Below are 20,035 nucleotides of genomic sequence, written 5' to 3' on the forward strand. Positions count from 1 at the left end.
GTTTGCGGGCCGCGCATTGTTTGCGAACATCGACAACCGACCTTTCCGATCGACCGGGCTCCGACATTTCCCGAAAGGGCCCGAATGACATCCTAGGTCGGCGATGGTCGGCCTGTCACCTGGCGCCGACAATGCGATCCCGGCGCGGACCGGTGCGCGGGCACCGTGCCCATGGCCCATCTAATTCCTTGTGCCAGCGGTTTTTTCGCCGGAGATGGCCTGCCTGCTTCAGGTGATGAGCCGCCGGACCGCGAACCGTTCGTCCCGGTAGCAGCCGGATCGAACAATGTCGCGCAGCTCGCCCGCGGCGCGGTACACGTCCCGGAACGACACGTAGAGGGCGTTGAATCCGAACCTGAGCAGATCCGGCGGCCGCATGTCGCCGATGACGTTCCGTTCGAGCAGCGCGGTGATCATCTCGTAGGCCGCCGGGTGCCGCAGCGCCACCTGGCTACCGCGCCGCCGATGTGCGCGCGGGGTGACGACCTCGAAGCCGTCCTCGGACACCAGGTCCGCGACGCAGTCCAGGAAGAAGTCGCCGAGCGCCAGGCTCTTCGCGCGCACCTCGGCGAGGTCGGCTTTGTCGAAGACGTCCAGCGCGCTGTCGAGGGCCAGCAGCGACAGCACGTGCGGCGTGCCGATGCGGGTGCGGGAGATCCCGTCGGCGGGCCGGAACTCCGGCTCCATGGCGAACGGCGCGGCGTGCCCGTGCCAGCCCGTCAGCGGCGGGTCGTAGCCGTCGTGGTGGCGGCGGGCGAGATAGACGAAGGCCGGGGCGCCGGGGCCGCCGCCGAGGTATTTGTAGGTGCAGCCCACGGCGATATCGACCTCGTCGTCGTCCAAGGCGAGCGGTACCGCGCCGGCCGCGTGGCACAGATCCCACACCGTCACCGCGCCCGCCGCGTGCGCCGCGGCCGTCGTCGCGGCCACGTCCCACAGCTCGCCGGTGCGGTAGTCCACCGCCGGGAGCGCGACCACCGCGACCTGCCCGGACCACTGTGCCACGGCCGTTGCCGCCGCGGCGGCGGGCACGGCGATCACCCGCATCCCGAGCAGCCGCGCCACCGAGTCGGCCAGGTAGCGGTCGGTCGGGAAATGGCCGGTGTCGGTGAGGATCACGTCGCGGCCCGGCCGCAGCCGAGCGGCGCCCGCGAGCGCGTTGAACAGTTGCACCGAGGTCGATTCCCCGACCGTCACCTGGCCGGGCGACGCACCGATCAGGCGGCCGACGCGGTCACCCACCCGCAGCGGCGCGGACCACCAGTCGTGCTCGGTCCAGGCGCCGATCAGCGTGTCTCCCCATTCGCGCGTCAGGACCCGCGACAGGCGCTCGGGAATGTGGGCGGCCAAGGCGCCCAGTGAATTTCCGTCGAGGTAGACCGTGTCGGCGGGCAGCCGGAAGTACTCGCGCAGGGTAGCGAGCGGATCGGCGGCGTCGCGCCGCCCGGCCTCGTCGGATGTCGGCATCGTGCACACCTTTCCGCACCCGGTGGGCCCGTCGCCCGGCGCTGAGAAATCGGTTTCCCCGAACATTATGTGCAATGATGGGAACCATCACCAGCATTTGCGGAGACCGCCGGGACGCATTCCCGGGGCTCGCTGCGATCCGGAGCCGCCATGGAACAGCTGCTGCCGCGGGACGAGCTCGACCGCGAGTATTCTCCCAGTTCCGTTGCGCCGCAGTACTTGTCGATCCTGCGAGACTACCGTCTGCGCAGCGACTCGGCGCGGGCGCGGCATCGGCACGACGCCGATGTCCGCTACGGCCCGGAGCCCGCCGAGACATTGCATTTCTTTCCGCCGCCGCGTGGTCCGGCGCCGGTCCACGTCTTCGTGCACGGCGGGCATTGGCAGGAGTCGAGCAAAGAGGACTCGTGTTTCGCCGCTCCCGCGTTCCTGCGGGCCGGTGCGGGGTTCGTCGCACTGGGGTACGGGCTGGCACCGCAGCGCACCCTCGGCGACATGGTGCGCTCGGTGCGCCGCGGGATCCGCTGGATCGCCGACCACGCCGACCAACTCGGCATCCGGCAGGACGGCGTGTACCTCGGTGGCAGCTCGGCCGGTGCACACCTGGTGGCCGCCGCGGTGGCGAGCGACGGCGGCGACATCCCGCCGGTCGCGGGGATCACGCTGCTGAGCGGTGTATACGACCTGGAGCCGGTGCGGCACAGCTACGTCAACGATCTGGTCGGCATGACCCCCGCCGATGTCCGCGCCTACAGCCCGCTCCGGCACCTCCCCCTGCGCGCCGCCCGAATCCTCGTGGCCCGCGCCGCGGCGGAGACCGGCGAGTACGGCCGCCAGCAGACGGATTTCGTCCGAGCCGTGCGCCGTGCCGGACAACAATGCGATGCCCGAATATTCCCCCACCGCAACCACTTCGACCTACCTCTGGACCTCGCCGACCCGGCCACACCCCTGGGCCACGCAGTCCTCACCCAGATGCACCTCTGACCCCGTCGCCCTCACCCCTCACCGCCCCTCACTCCCCGCCACCTCTCACGCCCCGCCGCCCTTCACTCCCCGCCGCCCTTCACTCCCCACCACCCTTCACTCCCCGCGTCCCTTACTCCCCCGCCGTCCCTTACTGCCCCGCCGCCCCTCACTCCCCCGCGAAGCGGGGGGCACGACCCTCGTCGAGGGCGGCCAGGGCTTCCACCAGATCGGCCGAGGGGAGGAAGGCCGAGTTCCATGCCGCGACATAGCGCAGTCCGGCCGCGACGGCGTCGCGCTGGTCGTGCTCGGCGACCTCCTTGATGCCCTGGACCACCAAGGGCGGATTGGCCGCGATCTCTCGCGCGGTGGCCCGGGCGCGGCGCAGCACGGCCACCGCGTCGGGGACCACCTCGTTCACCAGGCCGATTCGCTCCGCGTGGGACGCGTCGATCTCCCGGCCGGTGTAGGCGAGTTCGCGAAAATGCCCTTCGCCGATGATCCGCGGCAACCGTTGCAGGGAACCGACATCCGCGACGATCGCCACCTTCACCTCGCGGACGCTGAACTTGGCGTCGGCGCTGGCGTACCTGATGTCGGCAGCGGCGATCAGGTCCACGCCACCCCCGATGCAGGCGCCGTGCACCGCCGCGACCACCGGCGTGCGGCAGGCGGCGACGGCGCTCATCGCCTCCTGCATCTCGCGGAGTGCGCGGTGGAAGCGGGTGCGCCGGGCGGCCGCCGACCCGTCCGCCAGTACCTCGTCGAACACCGGCCGCATCGCCCGCAGGTCCAGTCCCACCGAGAAGTTGCGCCCGGCACCCGTGACCACGATCGCGCGCACCTGCGGATCGGCGTCGAGCTCGCCGAACAGCAGCGGCAGTTCGCGCCAGAAGTCCGGGCCCATCGCATTGTGTTTGCCGGGACCGGTGAGGGCCACCTCGGCGACCTGCTCCGCGATCCGGACGGTGAACGCCTTCCATTCCGTCATCAGGACTGTCCCTCCTAGCCGGGTCCACCGAAACAACGCGCCCCGGGGCAGCCTACCGGTCTGAACGTCGGCGATACCCGGGTGTGACAATGTTACGGTGTCACGGCGACGCTTCGCCTACATTTATATGTCCGGTACTCTGTCCGTGAATCGCTGTGACACAACGAGATACGCAACCGACGCGATGAATGTGCGGATTCCGGGTATCGTCGGATAAATGTCGAGCGCGGAAGCGGGAAATGGTGGTGATCACGTGCCTGACGCCGGATACGACGCGGACCGGGTGGTCGTCACCGGGCTCGGCCCGATCAGCAGCATCGGCATCGGCGCCGCGGAGTTCCTGCGGGCGCTCGCGGCGGGCCGTTCCGGCGCGCGGCCGATCACCAGCTTCGACACGACCGGATTCGCCCACAGCAACGGCTGCGAGGTCACCGGCTTCGACCCGGAGCCCTATCTGACCGAGCACAAGCCCGGCGAACTCGGGCGCGCGACCGCGTTCTCGGTGGCCGCGGCCGCCATGGCGCTCGCCGATGCCGGTCTGACGGTCGCTCGCCTGCGCGAACTGCCCAGTGTGATCGCCATCGGAACGACCGACGGCGAGTCGCGTGACCTCGACCTGCTGGTCGAATCGTGGCTGCGCGCCGAGCCCGAGCTGCTGCCCGGCGAGGTCGCGGCGCGCGTACCGGCCGGCCGGCTGTCGGCCGCAGTCGCCGAGGAATTCGGCCTGTGCGACACCGAGGCGGTGACGCTGCCGACGGCGTGCGCGGCCGGTAACTACGCCATCGGCTACGGCTGCGACGCCCTGCGTAGCGGCGAGGTCGAGGTGGCGCTGGTCGGCGGCGCGGATGCCCTCTGCCGCAAGACCTTCGCGGGGTTCTATCGGCTGGGCACCATCGCACCGCGGTACTGCCGCCCGTTCGACAGCGCCCGCCAGGGCATCCTGACCGGCGAGGGCGCCGCCGTGCTCGTCCTCGAACGCCGCGACCGCGCACTCGCCCGCGGCGCGCGCGTCTACGCCGAGGTCCTCGGCTACGGCCTGAACTGCGACGCCGACCATCCGGTGGCCCCCAACCGGGCGAGCGTCGCCCGCTGCATGGCCTTGGCTCATCGAAACAGCGGAATCGCCCCGGGCGACGTGGATTTCATCTCCGCGCACGGCACCGGCACGAAGGCCAACGACGTCACCGAGGCCGCCGCGATCCGCGAGGTGTTCGGCGCGCACCCGCCACCGACGATCTCCACCAAGTCGATGATCGGGCACACCATGGGCGCGGCCAGCGCGCTGGCCGCAGTCGCCTGCTGCCTCGCCCTGACCCATCAGTTCATCCCGCCCACCATCAATCACGAGCACACCGACCCGGAATGCGGTGGACTGGACTGTGTTCCGAACCAGGCCCGCCCGGCCGCGCTGCGGGTGGTGCAGAACAACGCGCTGGCCTTCGGCGGCAACAATGCGGTGCTGGTGCTGGCCGCGCCCGACGCCGCCGGGCGGGAGGCGTCGTGACCGCCCCGGTGATAGCGGGGACCGGCGCCGTCGCCAGTGTGGGCGCGGATGTTGCCGCCCTCTACGAGAATCTCTGCGCCGGACGGTCCGGACGGGCGCCGCTGCGGCGTTTCACACCGGAATCGCACATCTCCCGGCACGCCTACGAGATCGATGACGGCCCTGGCCGCCCGTCCGGCGATACCGGCGCGTGGTTGTGCGCGGCTATCGCCGAGGCCACTGCCGCCGCCGGTCTCACCGAGGCCGACCTGACCGGCATACCCGTCCTCGTCGGCACCGGTCTGCGGGCGCTGCGCCGCGCGGAGGTGTGGTGTACCGGCGGTCCGGCGCTGTCGGCACCCGACCTGCATTTCGGCCCGATACTGCGGGAAAGGTTCGGCTGCACCGAGGTTCACACCGTCAACAACGCGTGTTCGGCGGCCCTGTACGCGCTCGGGCTGGGCGCCGATCTGCTGGCGGCGGACGCACACGACACGGTGATCGTCGCCGGCGTGGACACCATCACCGAGAGCATGTTCGGGCTGCTCGATCGCGCCGGCGGACGCGGCGTGGACCGCGTGCGGCCCTTCGACGCCGACCGTCGCGGTGTCCTGCTGGGCGAGGGGGCGGCGGCGGTGGTGCTGCGGCGGCACGGACCGGGCCGGGCGCTGCTGCGGTCGGTCGCCCTGAACTGCGACGCGGGACATGTCACCGCGCCCGACGGCGCCGGGATCCGGGCGGCCATGCGGGCCGCGCTGGCGCGCGCCGGGATCGCGCCCGAGGAGGTCGGCCTCGTCTTCGCGCACGGCACCGGCACCCAGCTCAACGATCGCACCGAGGCCGAGGCGCTGACCGAGATCTTCGGGGCCACAGCGCATTCCGGCCCGCTCGTCACCGCGATCAAGTCCATGCTCGGCCACACCTCCGGCGCCTCCGGGCTGCACAGTCTGGTCGTCGCCGTGGAGACCCTGACCCACGGTGTCGTGCCGCCGATTCTCGGACTGCGGACTCCGGCGGCCGAGGCGAGCGCGCTGCGGCTGTGCGCGCAGGCTACTGCCGCGGCGGGGATCACGGTGGCTCAGGTGGACGCGTTCGGCTTCGGCGGCGTGAACGCCGTCGCACTGATCGAGGCGGCAGCCGGAACGGACGCGGGATGAGGGACGACGACGCACCGATCGCGATCACCGGAATCGGGGTCGCCTCCGACCGCCATCACACCGCCGACGATCTGCTCGATCCCGCGGCGAGAGCGCCCGGCGACGCCGCCGACCGGCTGCGGCGGGAGCTCGGGCGCGGGTACCGCTACAAGGACCGAGCCACCAAACTCGGTGTGCTGGCGGCGATTCGCGCGCTGCGCGACAACGGGCAGGACAGCCCGGCCGCGACCACCGGGGTCGTGGTGAGCAGCAATTTCGGCAACCTGCAGACCGTGTGCGACACGGCGCGGGTGATCCACGCCGAGGGCGCGGGCGCGACGAGCCCGATGGAGCTGCCGAACGCCTCCAGCAATGTGATCGCCTCCACCCTCGCCATCCACCTCGGCCTCCGCGGCCCCAACGTGACACTCTGCAACGGCGCCCCGTCCGGGCTCGACGCCCTGGGCTGGGCCGTGGTCCTGCTCCGCGCGCGCCGGGCACACCGCGTCGTGGTGGTCGGCACCGAATCGGCCACCGAAGCCGCCGCGGCACTCCAGGATTGCGCTCCCACCCACCTGTTCGACGGCGCAGCCGCACTCGTCGTCGAACGGTCCACCACCGCCCCCACCCTACGAGTCCACCACTGTTGCCGCGGCACCGACCCGGCCGACGCGACCGCCCGCGCCCTCACCGCAACCGGTCATCCGCCGATAGACCTGTGGCTCGGCCCCCGCCGCACAGCCGCCCACACGCCCACCGACACCGAGAACCCAGACCCGAGGCCCGGCACCAGCGCCACAACCTCGCACACGCCCACCGACACCCGAAACCCGCCAATCACCCTGCGGCCCGGCACCAGCCGCACAACTCCCCACACGACCCCCGACATCCGAAACTCGACGGCGAATTTGCGGGCCCGTACTGGGTACACAGCTGGTCGGGCGGATGTCGACACCGGAAAGGAGCCGGTGGGCCCGCGAGGCGGTATCGGGAGGATCGCCGCCGAGGTGGATGCCGAGGAGTATCTGGGGCGGGCCGGTGGGGCGCTCGGGGTGGTGCAGTGTGTGATCGCGCATCGGTGGCTGGTCCGGCACGGCGGCATACGCGCCCTGGCCGTCGCGGGTAATGCGGTGGAGGGGGCGGGCGCGGTGGTCCTGTCTCGCGAGGGGGCGTCGTGACTCCGTTGCCCGCCGTGCCGGTCACCCTGCGCCGCAGCGCCGTCGACGGTCCGTCGCCGGTGCGCATGGTGCTGCTGCACGGTATGGGCGGCGGCACGAACAATTGGAATGCGCTGGCGCCCCACCTCGACCCGGCCGTGGAGGTGTGGGAGGCGGCGCTGCCGTGGGCCGCCACCGCCGACCCCGCGTGGGCGGTCGAGCGCGACGCGGGGATATGGATACAGCGTGCCCTCGCGCAGTGCCCCGGGGGCACACCCGATGTGGTGGCGGCCCATTCGTTCGCGGCCAACGCGGTGCTGGAACTCATGGATCGGCGCGGCGGTGGCTGGGAACCGGCCACGGTGCTGCTGTCACCGTTCTATCGCGCCGCGGTCAGCGAATTCGAGTGGGACAGTGTGCGGTACTACTTCGACGGCTTCCGCACCATGCTCGACCAGGGTGTCGCCCTGACCCTCGGCGACCGCGTCGACCCCGGCGTGCGCACGGACATGGTCGAGCGCATGTGCGCGTGGATGGGCCCCTACACCTGGCTGCGATTCTTCGACAGCTATCTGCGCACGCCGACGCTGCGCCTGGCCGGGATCACCGCACCCACACTGCTGATCGGCGGCGCGCACGACCCGGGCGCGCTCGCCGCCGGCGTGCACGCGCTGGGTGCCGCCCTGCCCGGTTCGGAAACCGTCATCCTCGACGACGCCGGACATTTCGCGATGTCGGAGCGGCCCGGAGCGGTCGCCGCGGCGGTCAACGACTTCGTGTCCCGCACCGCCGCGCCCGGCGCGCGCCCCCGAGTACGCCATCCCCGGCCGCATCCCGCCGATCCCCCAGGAGTCGCCTCATGACCAGCCAACTGCTCAGCGCGCCCACGCTGCTGCTCGAATCGACCACGCACCACCTGCGCCCACGGTACGAGGGCGCCAACATCTGCACCTGGATCGGCTTCAAACACGTCAACTACCTCGTGGAGGAGGCCGTGCTGGCGCATTTCCGTGAGCTGGGCCGCTCGGCGCGGACGCTGTACGAAAACCACGGGCTGTGCGTGGAATTCGTGGATCTGGACACCCGGATCGGGTCGGCGTTCCATCTGGACGACGAGGTGGTCGCGGAGGTGTCCGCCGCCGGGAAGGCCGCGCCGGACGAACTGCGGTTCGCGGTGGTGCTGCGGCATCGGCGCGACGGCCGCACCGTCCGGGCCGCGAGCGCCACCGTCACCGTGGCGCTGCGTACCGATCAGCGTGGCGGCGCACCGGCGATACCCGTACCCCCGCAGCTGACCCCGTACGTCCGGCCCGATCTACGCCGGACGCTGCCGGATGCCTTGCCGCTGCCCGAGATTCGGCGCGGCTCGCTCGGCCGCGGCGGCGTCGGCGGTGACGAGGTGCTGCGGGAGCTGACCCGCGGCACGAACGGGTTCGCCTGGCGGTGGCGCATTCCCTATCCCTATTGCCATTTCACCGAGCGGCTGCAGATGTCGGGGTATCTGCGGCAGATGGAGGAGGTGGTGGACCTGTTCCTGGACTCGCGCGGTGTCTCGATCAAACGGCTGCTGGACGAGCAGAACTGGATTCCGGTCGTGCCGCGGTCGAACATCTCGATCACCGACGAGGCGCTGATGGAGGAGGAGCTCTACACCGTCTTCACCGTCGAGGACGTCTTCAAGCGCGCCACCTACACCGCGCGGATGGATTGCTACGTGCTGCGCGAGGATGCGTTGGTCCGCACGGCCACCGGCCGGATCACCCACGGCTACGCCGTGATTCGCGACCGCACCGACTGGTCGCTGGTCGACTTCGACGACCGGTTGCTCGCCGCGCTGCGCGGCTGACCGGCACCGCGCCCAGGAGCAGCCGATGACCTCGACACTCGCGATCACCGGATGGTCGGTGATCTCGCCGTACGGGCCGGACGGCGCGGCATTCGCCCGGGGCGTGACCGAGCGGCGCACCGCCCTGCGCCCGCCGCGCGACGGCGAGCATCTGCCCCAGTCACTGATCGGCGTGGTCGACGAGTTCGACACGCGAACGCACTTGGGCCGCAAGGGCACCCGTTCGATGGACCGCGCCACCGGGCTCGCGGTGGCGACGGTCGGGATGATGCTCGACACGCATCCCGTCGACCCGCACGCGGCGGCCGATACCGCCCTGGTCCTCGGCACGACGACCGGCAGCGCGCGATCGATGATGGAGTTCACCCGCGACTCGCTCACCCAGGACAAGCCGTACCACGTGGACCCGTCGCGCTTCCCCAATACCGTGATGAACTGTGCCGCAGGGCAATGCGCCATCTGGCACGGCCTCACCGGACCGAACGCCACGATCTCCAGCGGCCGCGCCACGGTGCTGTCCGCGCTGAACTACGCCCGCCGCCTGCACCGCGGTGGGCATGCCGCGACCGTACTGTGCGGAGCGGTCGAGGAGCTTTCCGAGCAACGCGCCTGGCTGGAATGGCACGGGGCGGCCGATCCGGCGCGGCGATCGCGGCCCCTGGCCGAGGGATGCGCGATATTCCTGCTGGAACCGGCCGAGACCGCGCGAACTCCGGCACTCGCGGAGATACTCGCTGTCGCGTCCCGGCGCGGGGGAGCCGTCCGCGAGGTCGCTCGCACGGCGGTCCATGCCTGCCTGTCTCGGGCGGGGGTGGAGCCGCGTGAGGTGTGGGCGGTGGCGCTCGAGGACGACATCGGCGATGTCCCAGCGGTTTTCGAGGGCCGGCCGCGACTCCTCGCCGTCACCGATCTGGTCGGTGACGTGGGCGCGGTATCGGCCGGTATGCAGCTCGCCGCCACCCTCGTGCACGCGCGCCGCGATGATGCCGCCGGACGGGTGGCGGTGGTCGTGACCGGCGACGACGACGGCACGGTGACCGCGCTGGCGGTGCGGATCGGAGGTCCGCGGTGAGCGCCGCCCGCCGCCCGCGCTGCTATTTCAATCTTCGCAGCCCGTATTCCTGGCTGGCCGTCCACGATCTGGAACACCGGTATCCCGATGTGGCGCAGGCGATCCAGTGGCGACCGTTCTGGGAGCCGGGGCTTCGGGACCAGCAATGGCTGCGCGCGGCGGGCGGGTCGTTCCCGTACTCACCGATGACCAAGGACAAGCATCTCTACATTCTCCAGGACGTCAAACGCCTGGCGACGGACCGGGGTCTCACGGTGCGGTGGCCGGTCGACGTCGACCCGCGGTGGGAGGTGGCGCATCATCCGTATTTCGTCGCGCGCCGATACGGCCGGGACAGGGAGTACGTCCGCGCTCTCGGCCGCGCGAGATGGCAACGGGGCCAGGACATCTGCGATATCGACGTGGTCGCCGCGGTAGCGGGCGAGCTGGGGCTCGCGCCGGACGCGGTGCGCGGTGCGGTGGACGCGGAGACCGTCCGGGAGGAGGCCACCGCCGCGCTGCTGCACCTGGATCGCGACGGGGTGTTCGGGGTGCCGTTCTTCATCGCCGGGCGGGAGAAGTTCTGGGGTATCGACCGGCTGCCGCGCTTCGCCGACGCCGTGCGGTCGGCCGGGGCGGCCGCGGCGCCGCTGACCGACGGCGCCTCCACGGCCATGCCCGGCTTCGACGACGGCCACGCCGGTGGGTGCGGTTGAGCGCGGCCGCCGCGGCTAGGCGGGTTTGACGGCGACGACGCAGCCCGTCCAGGGCTTGAAGAAGGTGAATTCGACGTTCTCCGAACCCAGTTCACGCAGCGGCTCGATGTATCGGCGCGGGTCGATCGCCTGCATCACCGCCGCACGCCGACGGCCGTAGGCGGTGCGTTCCTGCGGGTGCAGGTCGGCGATCAGCAGCCGTCCGCCCGGGCGGACGACCCGATACAACTCGGCGACCGTGGGAATGCGCTCCTCCTCGGGCAGGTGGTGCATGGCGAATGTCGTCGCGACGACGTCGTAGGACCCGTCCGGCGCGTCGATGGATTGCGCGTAGCCGACCCGGAATTCGCAGTTCGGGATGCGGCGGCTCTTCTTCGCCGCGTACCGCACCATCGGCTCGGACGGGTCCAGACCGACCACCCGACCCTGTGGCCCGACGCGTTCGGCGAGCTGCCGGACCAGGAAACCCGGGCCCGCGCCCACGTCCAGGACCTGGTGACCGGCGGCCGCGCCGCTCTTGTCGACCAGGGCGCGGTCCAGCTTGCCGCGACCGCCGAAGAAGAACATCGTGATGATCGAGTTGTAGATCCGTACGTGGGTGACCAGTTCGCCCGCGTACTTGCGCGATGCCGGCGGGACGGCCGGTCTTTCCTGCGACGAACGCGTTTCGTTGGATGACATAGAACAACGATAACCGATCGAGCGCATTCTCAGCGGTCCGGCGAGAAATATTCTCGGTCGATTTTGCGACCAGGCCGTCAGGGCTGAATACCGTTGCGGTGCAGCTGATTTCGGAAGACACAGGAATGCACGTCAACTGCCCGGGAACGCCCGCTCGAGTCGTGTCACAACAATGTTTCCCGCGCTCGACGCCGCGACACACAACGACACCGGCGGGCCGTCCGTCAGACCGGCCGCCACCTGCACCATCGGCTCCAGACATCCGGACCGGGCCGCCACGATCCCCGCCCGCGGCCCCAGCGCCCGCCGCACCGCCCGGCCGACGCTCGAACTGTCGTCCACCACCGCGCGGACCGGCGCCGCGCCATCGCGCACGCCCAGCCGCGCGAGCAGCTCACCGGCGCGGCCGGGGTCGGCCTCGTCCGGCGGCAGGAAGCCCGAGGCCGACCCGCACCGCCCGTACCACCGCGCTCCCCTGGCCGCGGCGAGCCCGGCCGGTTCGACGACCAGCACCACCGATCCCTCTTCCGAGCGCGCGGCGCCCGGCTCGTCCGCGTCCAGCGCAGCCTCCGTGGCGCCCACCAGCATCCACCGCGCCGGTCCCGGCCGCAGCGACAGCGCACCGAGCTGCAGCGCCTCCACCCCGGCGACGTGCGGGCTGGTGAACGTGAGCGTGAAGGCGGTCAGCTCGTGTTCGATGGCGAGCTGACCGGCGACGAGATTGATCGAGAAGAAGGTCGCGGTCATCGGACTGAGTTCGTGCGCACCGGCTTCCACGATCGTCCGGTCCATCTCCGAATGCCACACCGATCCCGCGCTGTTGGTCCCGACGGCCGCCGAACGCAGCGCGGGCGCGCAATCGGGCGGGCCGCCCGCGTCCGCCACCGCCCGCCGCGCCGCGGCCAGCAGGTAGTGACACGCCGGTGGAAAGTACTTGTAGCCGCGTCGGCCGAGTTCACTGCGATAGTCGAACCATGGCCGGCCCGGCGCGCTGCCGCGCGGAACGACCACACCGATGCCGGTGACGACCGGTTCCTCCGGGGCGAGGACCGCGCCGGTCATGCCGCCGCCAGCACGAGCGACACGTTGTTGCCGCCGAAGCCGTAGGCGTTCACCAGGATCGACGGCTGCCGCAGCCGCCGCGCCCGCCGCGGCAGCCACACCCGGCACTGCGGATCCTGTTGCCCGATGGGCGGATTCGGCGGAACGGTACCGTGCTCGAGCATCATGGTCGCCGCCACGGCCGCGAAGGCGCCCGCCGCACCGCCGGTGTGCCCGGTGAGGCCCTTCAAGCTGTAGGTCGGCGTGGTGGGGGCGTGCGCGCCGAGCACCCGCTCCAGGGCGCGCGCCTCGATCGCGTCATTGAGGGTGGTGCCCGTGGCGTGCGGGATGACACAGCCCAGCGCCGCCGCCGGGATGCGCGCCGCCGCCAGGGCCGCGCGCATCGCCCGCTCGATCCGCGTGCCGCCCGGTTCGGGTGCGTTGAGGTGGAAACCGTCACTGCTCCAGGCGCTTCCGGCGAGACGGGCGTAGCTCCGCGCGGCCGGACGGCGGGCGGCCCGCGCGGCGGATTCGACCACCAGCATCGCGGCGCCTTCGCCGAAGATGGTGCCCTGCCGGTCCGCGTCGAACGGCCGGCAGCGGACCGGGTCGACGGCGGCGAGCCGGTTGAAGCAGCCCATCGACGTCCGGTGATAGGTTTCCACCCCGCCCGCCACCACGACATCGGCCTGCCCGGATCGGATGAGCTCCGCGGCGAGGGACAGCGCGTATCCGCCTGCGGCACAGGCGTTGCTGACGCTGATATTGGGACCGCGCGCGGGCAGCCCGGCTCCGACGGCGGCGGCCACGGAAAACGTCGGCGCCCAGGAGTCGGTGTCCGGGAACCCCTCGGTCCGCCACCGCTCGTGCAGCCGCCAGTCACCGAAACCACTGCCCACCACCACGGCTCGCCGGTCCGGATCGGTCTCGGCCGCACCCGCGTCCTCGAGTGCCTGCTCGGCGGCGTCGATCGCCAGGCGCCCGGCGGCGCCGATCGGCAGCTCACCGACCGCGGCGGGTTCGGCGTCGATCGCCCGCTCCGGCACCGCGTACAGTTTGCGGTGCGGCATGCGCGCGTACTCGTCGGAGACCGCCACCGGCTCGCTGACCGCCGCCGCCATCGCCGCCCACAGCGCCTCGACGCCCCGGCCGAAGCACGAGACCGCGCCGAGTCCCGTGATCACGATGTCGTCCATGCGCTACCCCGCCTCGTCGTCGCGTTCGGGTGCCAGGGCCAGCGCCACGAGATCGGCAGTGCCCATGGTGTCGACGGCCGAGTACACGTCCGGGTCCGGCTCGGCGGGCGCGGGTGACTCGGTGCCCGGGGAGAACTGCGCCAGCACGTGCGCGGCGAGCGCGGCCGGAGTCGGATAGTCGAACAGCAGGGTCGGGGAAAGCCGCAGGCCCGTCGTGGAATTCAGGCGATTGCGCAGTTCCACGGCGCTGAGCGAGTCGAAGCCCATGTCCTTGAAGTTCTGGTCGCCGTCGACCGCGGCGGCACTGTGATGGCCGAGCACCAGCGCGATCTCGGTCCGCAGGATGTCGAGAACCACGCGGACGTGGTTGCGGGACGGGGTCTCTCGCAGTCGCCGGGCCAGCCCGGCGACTGCCCGGCCCGGGTCGCGCGGAACCGTGGCGATCAGGTCGGACAGCAACGGCGCCAGTTGCCCGTCCCGTGCGCGGGCACGGAGCGCGCCGGTGTCCAGCCGTGCCGCCACCACGCGATCGGGTCCCTGTTCGAGCGCGGCGTCGAGCAGGGCCAGCGCCTCGGCCGTGGACAGCGCCACCAGTCCGTCGCGCCGCATGCGCGCGGCGTCGACCGCGGCCAGCCGCCCGGCCATGCCACCGGCCTCGCCCCAGGGGCCCCAGGCGATGGACTGGCCCGGCAGGCCCCGCGAACGCCGCCACGCGGCCAGGCCGTCCAGGAAGGCGTTGGCGGCGGCGTAGCTGCCTTGACCGGCGCTGCCGAACACTCCGGCGACGGAGGAGAACAGCACGAAGGCCGACAGCGGCGCGGCGGCGGTCGCCTCGTGCAGCCGCCACGCGCCGTCGACCTTGGGTGCGAGTACCGCGGCGACCCGTTCCGGAGTCAGCGCGCCGACGACGCCGTCGTCGAGAATGCCCGCGGCGTGGACGATCCCGGTCAACGGGTGCTCCGGCGGCACCGCGGCCACCACGTCACGGACCGCGATCGGGTCGGTCACGTCACAGGCCACCGCCTCGGCTACCGCACCCGCGTCGCGCAGGCGCGCCAGCAGTTCCGCGGCGCCCGGCGCGGCCGCGCCCCGCCGGCTGACCAGGATGAGACGCCGTGTCCCCCACCGTGATACCAGGTGCTGCGCGACCGCCGCGCCCAGATCCCCGGTCCCGCCGGTGATCAGGACGGTCCCCTCACACAGTGCGGCCGGGATCGTCAGCACGAGTTTGCCGACCTGCCGCGCGAGGCCGAAGAACCGGAATGCCTCGGGCGCGTCCCGGATATCCCAGCTGCGGGTGGGCAGCGCCCGCAGCGCACCGCTGTCGAACAGTCCGGCGAGTTCGGTGAGCATCGCCCGCAACCGGTCCGGTCCGGCGTCGAACAGGTCGAAGGCCCGGTAGGTGACGCCGGGATATCGCTCGGCGACCGCATCGGCGTCGCGGATGTCGGTCTTGCCCATCTCCACGAACCGGCCGCCACGCGGCAGGAGCCGGAGCGAGGCGTCGACCAGCTCACCGGCCAGGCAGTCCAGGACGACGTCGAATCCCTCGCCGTGTGTCACCGCGGCGAACTTCTCCTCGAATTCGCCGGTGCGGGAGGAGGCGAGGTGCTCGTCGTCGAAGCCCATGTCGCGCAGGGCGTTCCATTTCGGCGGACTGGCGGTGGCGAAGACCTCCGCGCCCCGCCGCCGGGCCAGCTGGACGGCCGCGGCGCCCACGCCGCCGGTCGCGGCGTGAACGAGGACGCGGTCGCCGGGACCGAGTTCGGCCAGATCGGTGAGCGCGTATTCGGCGGTGAGGAATGCCACGCACACGCCGGCGGCCTCGGTGTCCGTCAGGCCCGCCGGGACGGGGACGAGCAGGCGGTGATCGGCCACGACACGCGGCCCGACGCCCTGTTCGACCAGACCCATCACCCGATCGCCGGGCGCGAGGCCGGTTACGCCCGGACCGGTTTCCACCACGACTCCCGACACCTCCGAGCCGATCGGCGTCCCGGTATCGGGGTACATGCCCAGCGCGATCAGGACGTCGCGGAAGTTCAGCCCCGCGGCCCGGACCGCGAGCCGCACCTCGCCGGGACCGAGCGGCCGGGCCAGCTCCGGGAACGGTGTCGAGGCGAGCCCGTCCAGCGCGCCGCCACCGGTCGCCGCGAGACGCCAGGGCCCGGCCGACACCGGCGGAATTGCCAAGTGCCCGAAGTCCCGCACGGCTCGCAGCCGCGCCGCGTGCGGTACACCGTCGCGCACCACCACCCGGGGTTCGCCGGCGCCGAGGATGCCCGCGACGTCGATCTCGCCCGGCGGCACGTCCGCGAGCACCATCCGGCCCGGGTCCTCGGATTGGGCCGAGGCCACCAGGCCCCAGGCGGCCGCACCCGCGGCATCGGTCACCCGGTCGCCCGCCGCTCCCGACGTGACGATCACCAGGGTCCCGGCAGCGAACCGCGGATCGGACAACCAGCGCCGTACCACCTCCAGCACCCGGCCGACGAGCCGGTGGGCGGCCTGCGCGATCGCGGTCTCGGGCGCTGCCGAGCGGCAATCCAGTACGACCGCCGGCGGTATCGCGGCCACGTCGTCGAGGTCCGACCAGTGGACCCAGCGCACCGGTGCCCGATCGACCGATTCGACCGGGATCCACTGTAAGGCGGTGAGCGGCAAGGGTGTCCGGCGGACAGCTTCCGGCGTCTCGGGCATCGGACGCAACCGGACCGCCCCCACGGACAGCACGGTGCGGCCCGATGCGTCGGCACCGTGCAGCGAGTACACATCGTCACCGCCGCGGTGCAGCCACACCCGCGCCACCGAGATCCCCCGCACCGGTACCGCCACGTCCTCCCACGCGAACGGCACCACCGGGGCCTCGCCCGGCTCCCGATCGAGCAGCAGGGCGTGCAGCACCGCGTCCAGCAACACCGGATGAAGTATGAAACCCGCTGCCTCGGTGGCGTTCTCACCGCTCAGCTCGGCCGTAGCGGCGTGGTCGGCCCCACCGGACCACGCGCGGCGCAGGGCCTGCGCGCGGGGGCCGTAGTGGTACCCGAGCTCGGCGAGCCGGTCGTAGGCCGCGTCCGTATCCAGCTCCGTCAGATCCGCAGGTGGCCACGGCGGTGCGGCGCCGGGCCGGGCGTCGGCCTCGGCGCGGAGTACTCCTTCCGCGTGCCGGACCCACTCGCCGTCGACGGCGTCGGCGGCCGAATGGATGCGCACCGCGCGGTCGCCGGTGCCGTCCGGCGCCTGCACCACGACCTGGATCCGGCGTGGCTCGTCTTCGCGGAAAGCCAGTGGCGCAAGCACTGTCAGCTCGCGGATGGCGGCGCACCCGGCCGCCGCGGCGGCGCACAACGCCAGTTCGACGAATCCGGTTCCCGGGAACAGGACCGCGTCGTGCACGCGGTGGTCGGCCAGCCACGGATGGGTGGCGGGTGATATCCGTCCGGTCAGCCGCAGTTCTCCCGGCTCCGGCCCGTCGAGGACCGCGCCCAGCAGCGGATGCTCCGGGCTGCGCAGCCCCAGGCCCGCCGGGTCGCCCCCGTCCGGCATCGGCAGCCAATACCGGCGATGCTGGAAGGCGTACGTGGGCAAGGGAACCCGCCTGGCGCCGGTACCCTCGAACAGCGCCGGCCAGTCGACCGCCTGCCCGGCCGCGAATACCCGCCCCACGCCCTCGAGGAGGGCGCGCGGCTCCGGCCGATCCTTACGCAGCGCCGCGACGATGGTGCCGATCTCCGGCGCCGACTCCGTGATCGCCGCGACCAGGCTCGCGTCCGGACTCACCGCCACGATCCTGGTGACGCCCCGATCCCGCAGCGCCGCAACACCATCGGCGAACCGGACCGTCTCGCGCGCGTGCCGCACCCAGTAGTCGGCCGTTCCGTAGCCGTCCGCGGCCACCGCGCCGGTGACGTTCGAGACGATCGGCAGGCGCGGCGCGCGCACCGTGAGATCGGCCGCCGCCCGGCGGAATTCGTCCAGCATCGGCTCCATCAGCTGCGAATGGAAGGCATGCGAGACGTCGAGCCGTGTCGTCCGCCGCCCTCGCGCGACGAGCCCCGCCGCCACATCGAGCACCCGTTCCTCGACACCCGAAAGCACCACCGACACCGGTGAATTGATCGCCGCGATGCCGACGCCGTCGGCCAGCAGCGGCGGCGCCGCGTCGGCCACGGCCGCCATGGACGCCAGCAGCAGCGCCACCTCGTCCGCGCTCGCCTGCACCGCGACCATCGCACCGCTGCCGGGCAGGTCGTCCATCAAGCGGGCGCGCGCCGCCACCAGCGCCGCCGCGTCCGCGAGCGACAGCACCCCCGCGACGTGCGCGGCCGCGATCTCCCCCACCGAATGGCCCAGCACCACGTCGGGGCGCACTCCCCAGCTCTCGAGCAGCCGGAACAGGGCGACCTCGACGGTGAACAGCCCGGTCTGCGCGTGCAGCGTCCGGGTGAGCGCCGCGGCGTCCGAGCCCCACGCGACATCGGCGACCGCACAGCCGGTATGCCGTTCGATCGCCGCCGACGCGGCATCCCACGCCGCGGCGAAGACCGGATACGCCCGGTACAGCTCGCGGCCCATCCCCGGCCGCTGCGCTCCTTGACCACCGAACACGAACGCGGTCGCACCGGTGACGGCCGCCGCGGTCTCCCCTATCGCCGCCAGACCCGCCAGCAATTCACCCCGGTCGGACCCGAGCACGACCGCGCGATGGTCGAGGGCGGCGCGCCCGGCCAGCGACCGGCCGACCTCCACCGGCAGCGCGTCCGGGTGCGCGGACAACCAGGCCGACAGGCGTTCCACCTGCTGCGCGAGCGCCGGCCGGCTGCGCGCGGAGAGCGCCCACGCGATCACGGGCAGGGCGACCGGCTCCGGCTCCGGCTCGCGCGGCGGTGCCTGTTCGACGATCACGTGCGCGTTGGTGCCCGAGATGCCGAACGACGACACCGCCGCCCGGCGCGGGCGGCCCGTGTCCGGCCACGGCTGCGGTTCGGTCAGCACCGCGACATGACCGGTGTCCCACTCGACGTGCGGGCTGGGCCGGTCCACGTGCAGCGTGCGCGGCAGCACACCGTGCCGCATCGCCTGGACCATCTTGATCACCCCGGCCACACCCGCCGCGGCCTGAGTGTGGCCCAGATTCGATTTGATCGACCCCAGCCACAGCGGCGGTCCCGACCGGTCGCGCTGCCCGTAGGTCGCCAGCACGGCCTGGGCCTCGATCGGGTCGCCGAGGGTGGTGCCGGTGCCGTGCGCCTCCACGGCGTCCACGTCGGTCACCGTGAGACCGGCGTTCGCGAGCGCCGCGCGGATGACCCGCTGCTGCGCGGGACCGTTCGGGGCGGTCAGCCCGTTGCTGGCCCCGTCCTGGTTCACCGCCGAGCCCCGGAGCACGGCCAGCACCTCGTGGCCGTGCCGTTCGGCGTCCGAAAGCCGTTCCAGCACCAGCATTCCCACGCCCTCCGCCCAGCCGACGCCGTCGGCCGCCGCGGCGAAGGATTTGCACCGGCCGTCCGGCGAGACACCGCGCTGCCGGGAGAATTCCACGAACATCCACGGCGTGGCCATGACCGTCACCCCGCCCGCGAGCGCGAGCGCGGTCTCCCCCGCACGCAGCGACTGGACGGCCTGGTGCAGGGTGACCAGCGAGGAGGAGCAGCCGGTGTCCACCGTCACGGCCGGTCCCGCCAGGCCGAGGAAGTACGAGACGCGGCCGGATGCGACACTTCCGGCGCTGCCGGTCAGCAGGTAGCCCTCCGCGCCCGCCGCGGTCCGCGCGCCGCCGGAGAATCGGGAACCGTAGTCGCCGTGCATGATCCCGATGAAGGCCCCGGTATCGCTGTCCCGCAGCGACTTCGGGTCGATGCCCGCGGATTCCAGCGCCTCCCAGGTCACTTCGAGCAACAGCCGCTGCTGCGGATCGGTGGCCAGCGTCTCGCGCGGGGACATGCCGAACAGGCCCGCGTCGAATTCGCCAGCCCCGTAGAGGAACCCGCCCTGGCGCACCGTCGACCGGCCCACCGCGTCCGGATCCGGGTCGAACAGGTTGGCCAGGTCCCAGCCGCGGTCGGACGGGAAGTCCCCCACCGCGTCGCGGCCGTCGGCGACCAAGCGCCACAGGTCTTCCGGCGACCCGACATCCCCGGGATAGCGGCAGCCCATTCCGACGATGGCGATGGGCTCGGACCGGGCGGCCCGCAGCGCCGCGAGTTCGCTGTGCAGGCGCTCGTTGTCCTTCGCGGCGACGCGGAGCGCTTCGAGGAGCCGGTCTTGCGGCGCGGTCATGGTGACACCCTCCGTCGATGGGTCG

14 protein-coding genes are annotated in these 20,035 nt (G+C 72.3%); 8 read left to right on the forward strand and 6 right to left on the reverse strand.

The window, feature by feature from the left end; all coding sequences use genetic code 11:
- Positions 1-228: 228 nt before the first annotated feature.
- The gene (gene kynU, locus NWFMUON74_RS18375; RefSeq protein ID WP_187683099.1) at positions 229-1,467 is read right to left on the reverse strand and encodes a kynureninase; all 1,239 of its coding nucleotides are present in this window, start codon (positions 1,465-1,467) and stop codon (positions 229-231) included.
- Between the two features lie 150 nt (positions 1,468-1,617).
- On the opposite strand from kynU, the gene NWFMUON74_RS18380 reads away from it, so the two are divergent.
- A complete protein-coding gene (locus NWFMUON74_RS18380) occupies positions 1,618-2,454 on the forward strand; it encodes an alpha/beta hydrolase (protein WP_187683100.1) in 837 nt (278 codons plus the stop codon).
- 148 nt (positions 2,455-2,602) lie between these two features.
- Here NWFMUON74_RS18380 and NWFMUON74_RS18385 read toward each other — a convergent pair whose 3' ends face one another.
- Positions 2,603-3,424 (reverse strand): crotonase/enoyl-CoA hydratase family protein, encoded by an 822-nt coding sequence (locus NWFMUON74_RS18385; RefSeq protein WP_187683101.1) that lies wholly within the window; start codon positions 3,422-3,424, stop codon positions 2,603-2,605.
- A 217-nt stretch (positions 3,425-3,641) separates the two neighbouring features.
- Here NWFMUON74_RS18385 and NWFMUON74_RS18390 point away from each other — a divergent pair, with 217 nt between their 5' ends.
- From NWFMUON74_RS18390 to NWFMUON74_RS18420, 7 genes are read left to right on the forward strand one after another with little or no spacing between them, the layout of a single operon-like run.
- Positions 3,642-4,928, forward strand: a complete 1,287-nt coding sequence (locus tag NWFMUON74_RS18390; protein WP_187683102.1) for a beta-ketoacyl-[acyl-carrier-protein] synthase family protein — start codon at positions 3,642-3,644, stop codon at positions 4,926-4,928.
- Positions 4,925-6,064 carry a beta-ketoacyl synthase N-terminal-like domain-containing protein gene (locus NWFMUON74_RS18395; protein WP_187683103.1) on the forward strand — a complete coding sequence of 380 codons (1,140 nt, stop codon included), beginning with the start codon at positions 4,925-4,927 and terminating at the stop codon, positions 6,062-6,064. Before NWFMUON74_RS18390 ends, NWFMUON74_RS18395 begins: the two co-directional genes overlap by 4 nt.
- Positions 6,061-7,221 (forward strand): beta-ketoacyl synthase N-terminal-like domain-containing protein, encoded by a 1,161-nt coding sequence (locus NWFMUON74_RS18400; RefSeq protein WP_187683104.1) that lies wholly within the window; start codon positions 6,061-6,063, stop codon positions 7,219-7,221. Before NWFMUON74_RS18395 ends, NWFMUON74_RS18400 begins: the two co-directional genes overlap by 4 nt.
- Positions 7,218-8,063: an alpha/beta fold hydrolase gene (locus NWFMUON74_RS18405; RefSeq protein WP_187683105.1), complete on the forward strand. Its 846-nt coding sequence runs from the start codon at positions 7,218-7,220 to the stop codon at positions 8,061-8,063. The genes NWFMUON74_RS18400 and NWFMUON74_RS18405 overlap by 4 nt, the downstream gene beginning before the upstream one ends.
- Positions 8,060-9,046 (forward strand): hypothetical protein, encoded by a 987-nt coding sequence (locus NWFMUON74_RS18410; protein WP_187683106.1) that lies wholly within the window; start codon positions 8,060-8,062, stop codon positions 9,044-9,046. Before NWFMUON74_RS18405 ends, NWFMUON74_RS18410 begins: the two co-directional genes overlap by 4 nt.
- Positions 9,047-9,071: 25 nt before the next feature.
- Positions 9,072-10,118 (forward strand): beta-ketoacyl synthase N-terminal-like domain-containing protein, encoded by a 1,047-nt coding sequence (locus NWFMUON74_RS18415; RefSeq protein ID WP_187683107.1) that lies wholly within the window; start codon positions 9,072-9,074, stop codon positions 10,116-10,118.
- Positions 10,115-10,813: a 2-hydroxychromene-2-carboxylate isomerase gene (locus NWFMUON74_RS18420; protein WP_187683108.1), complete on the forward strand. Its 699-nt coding sequence runs from the start codon at positions 10,115-10,117 to the stop codon at positions 10,811-10,813. The genes NWFMUON74_RS18415 and NWFMUON74_RS18420 overlap by 4 nt, the downstream gene beginning before the upstream one ends.
- Positions 10,814-10,828: 15 nt before the next feature.
- Here NWFMUON74_RS18420 and NWFMUON74_RS18425 read toward each other — a convergent pair whose 3' ends face one another.
- The 4 genes from NWFMUON74_RS18425 to NWFMUON74_RS18440 all read right to left on the reverse strand — a co-directional run bounded on the left by NWFMUON74_RS18425 (position 10,829) and on the right by NWFMUON74_RS18440 (position 20,010).
- Positions 10,829-11,494, reverse strand: a complete 666-nt coding sequence (locus NWFMUON74_RS18425; protein ID WP_187683109.1) for a class I SAM-dependent methyltransferase — start codon at positions 11,492-11,494, stop codon at positions 10,829-10,831.
- Positions 11,495-11,626: 132 nt separating this feature from the next.
- Positions 11,627-12,556, reverse strand: a complete 930-nt coding sequence (locus NWFMUON74_RS18430) for a beta-ketoacyl synthase N-terminal-like domain-containing protein (RefSeq protein WP_187683110.1) — start codon at positions 12,554-12,556, stop codon at positions 11,627-11,629.
- Positions 12,553-13,731, reverse strand: coding sequence for a beta-ketoacyl synthase N-terminal-like domain-containing protein (locus NWFMUON74_RS18435; protein WP_187683111.1), 1,179 nt, complete (start codon positions 13,729-13,731; stop codon positions 12,553-12,555). The genes NWFMUON74_RS18430 and NWFMUON74_RS18435 overlap by 4 nt, the downstream gene beginning before the upstream one ends.
- A gap of 3 nt (positions 13,732-13,734) precedes the next feature.
- Positions 13,735-20,010, reverse strand: coding sequence for a type I polyketide synthase (locus NWFMUON74_RS18440; protein ID WP_187683112.1), 6,276 nt, complete (start codon positions 20,008-20,010; stop codon positions 13,735-13,737).
- Between the last annotated feature and the right edge of the window lie 25 nt (positions 20,011-20,035).

It is taken from the genome of Nocardia wallacei, from assembly GCF_014466955.1.
Lineage (GTDB): Bacteria > Actinomycetota > Actinomycetes > Mycobacteriales > Mycobacteriaceae > Nocardia > Nocardia wallacei.

What these genes read in the sequence shown, in the direction of transcription:
- kynU (WP_187683099.1), bottom strand. Translation starts at nt 1,467, where the DNA reads ATGCCGACATCCGACGAGGCCGGGCGGCGCGACGCCGCCGATCCGCTC.
- NWFMUON74_RS18380 (WP_187683100.1), top strand. Translation starts at nt 1,618, where the DNA reads ATGGAACAGCTGCTGCCGCGGGACGAGCTCGACCGCGAGTATTCTCCC.
- NWFMUON74_RS18385 (WP_187683101.1), bottom strand. Translation starts at nt 3,424, where the DNA reads ATGACGGAATGGAAGGCGTTCACCGTCCGGATCGCGGAGCAGGTCGCC.
- NWFMUON74_RS18390 (WP_187683102.1), top strand. Translation starts at nt 3,642, where the DNA reads ATGTCGAGCGCGGAAGCGGGAAATGGTGGTGATCACGTGCCTGACGCC.
- NWFMUON74_RS18400 (WP_187683104.1), top strand. Translation starts at nt 6,061, where the DNA reads ATGAGGGACGACGACGCACCGATCGCGATCACCGGAATCGGGGTCGCC.
- NWFMUON74_RS18410 (WP_187683106.1), top strand. Translation starts at nt 8,060, where the DNA reads ATGACCAGCCAACTGCTCAGCGCGCCCACGCTGCTGCTCGAATCGACC.
- NWFMUON74_RS18415 (WP_187683107.1), top strand. Translation starts at nt 9,072, where the DNA reads ATGACCTCGACACTCGCGATCACCGGATGGTCGGTGATCTCGCCGTAC.
- NWFMUON74_RS18425 (WP_187683109.1), bottom strand. Translation starts at nt 11,494, where the DNA reads ATGTCATCCAACGAAACGCGTTCGTCGCAGGAAAGACCGGCCGTCCCG.
- NWFMUON74_RS18430 (WP_187683110.1), bottom strand. Translation starts at nt 12,556, where the DNA reads ATGACCGGCGCGGTCCTCGCCCCGGAGGAACCGGTCGTCACCGGCATC.
- NWFMUON74_RS18435 (WP_187683111.1), bottom strand. Translation starts at nt 13,731, where the DNA reads ATGGACGACATCGTGATCACGGGACTCGGCGCGGTCTCGTGCTTCGGC.
- NWFMUON74_RS18440 (WP_187683112.1), bottom strand. Translation starts at nt 20,010, where the DNA reads ATGACCGCGCCGCAAGACCGGCTCCTCGAAGCGCTCCGCGTCGCCGCG.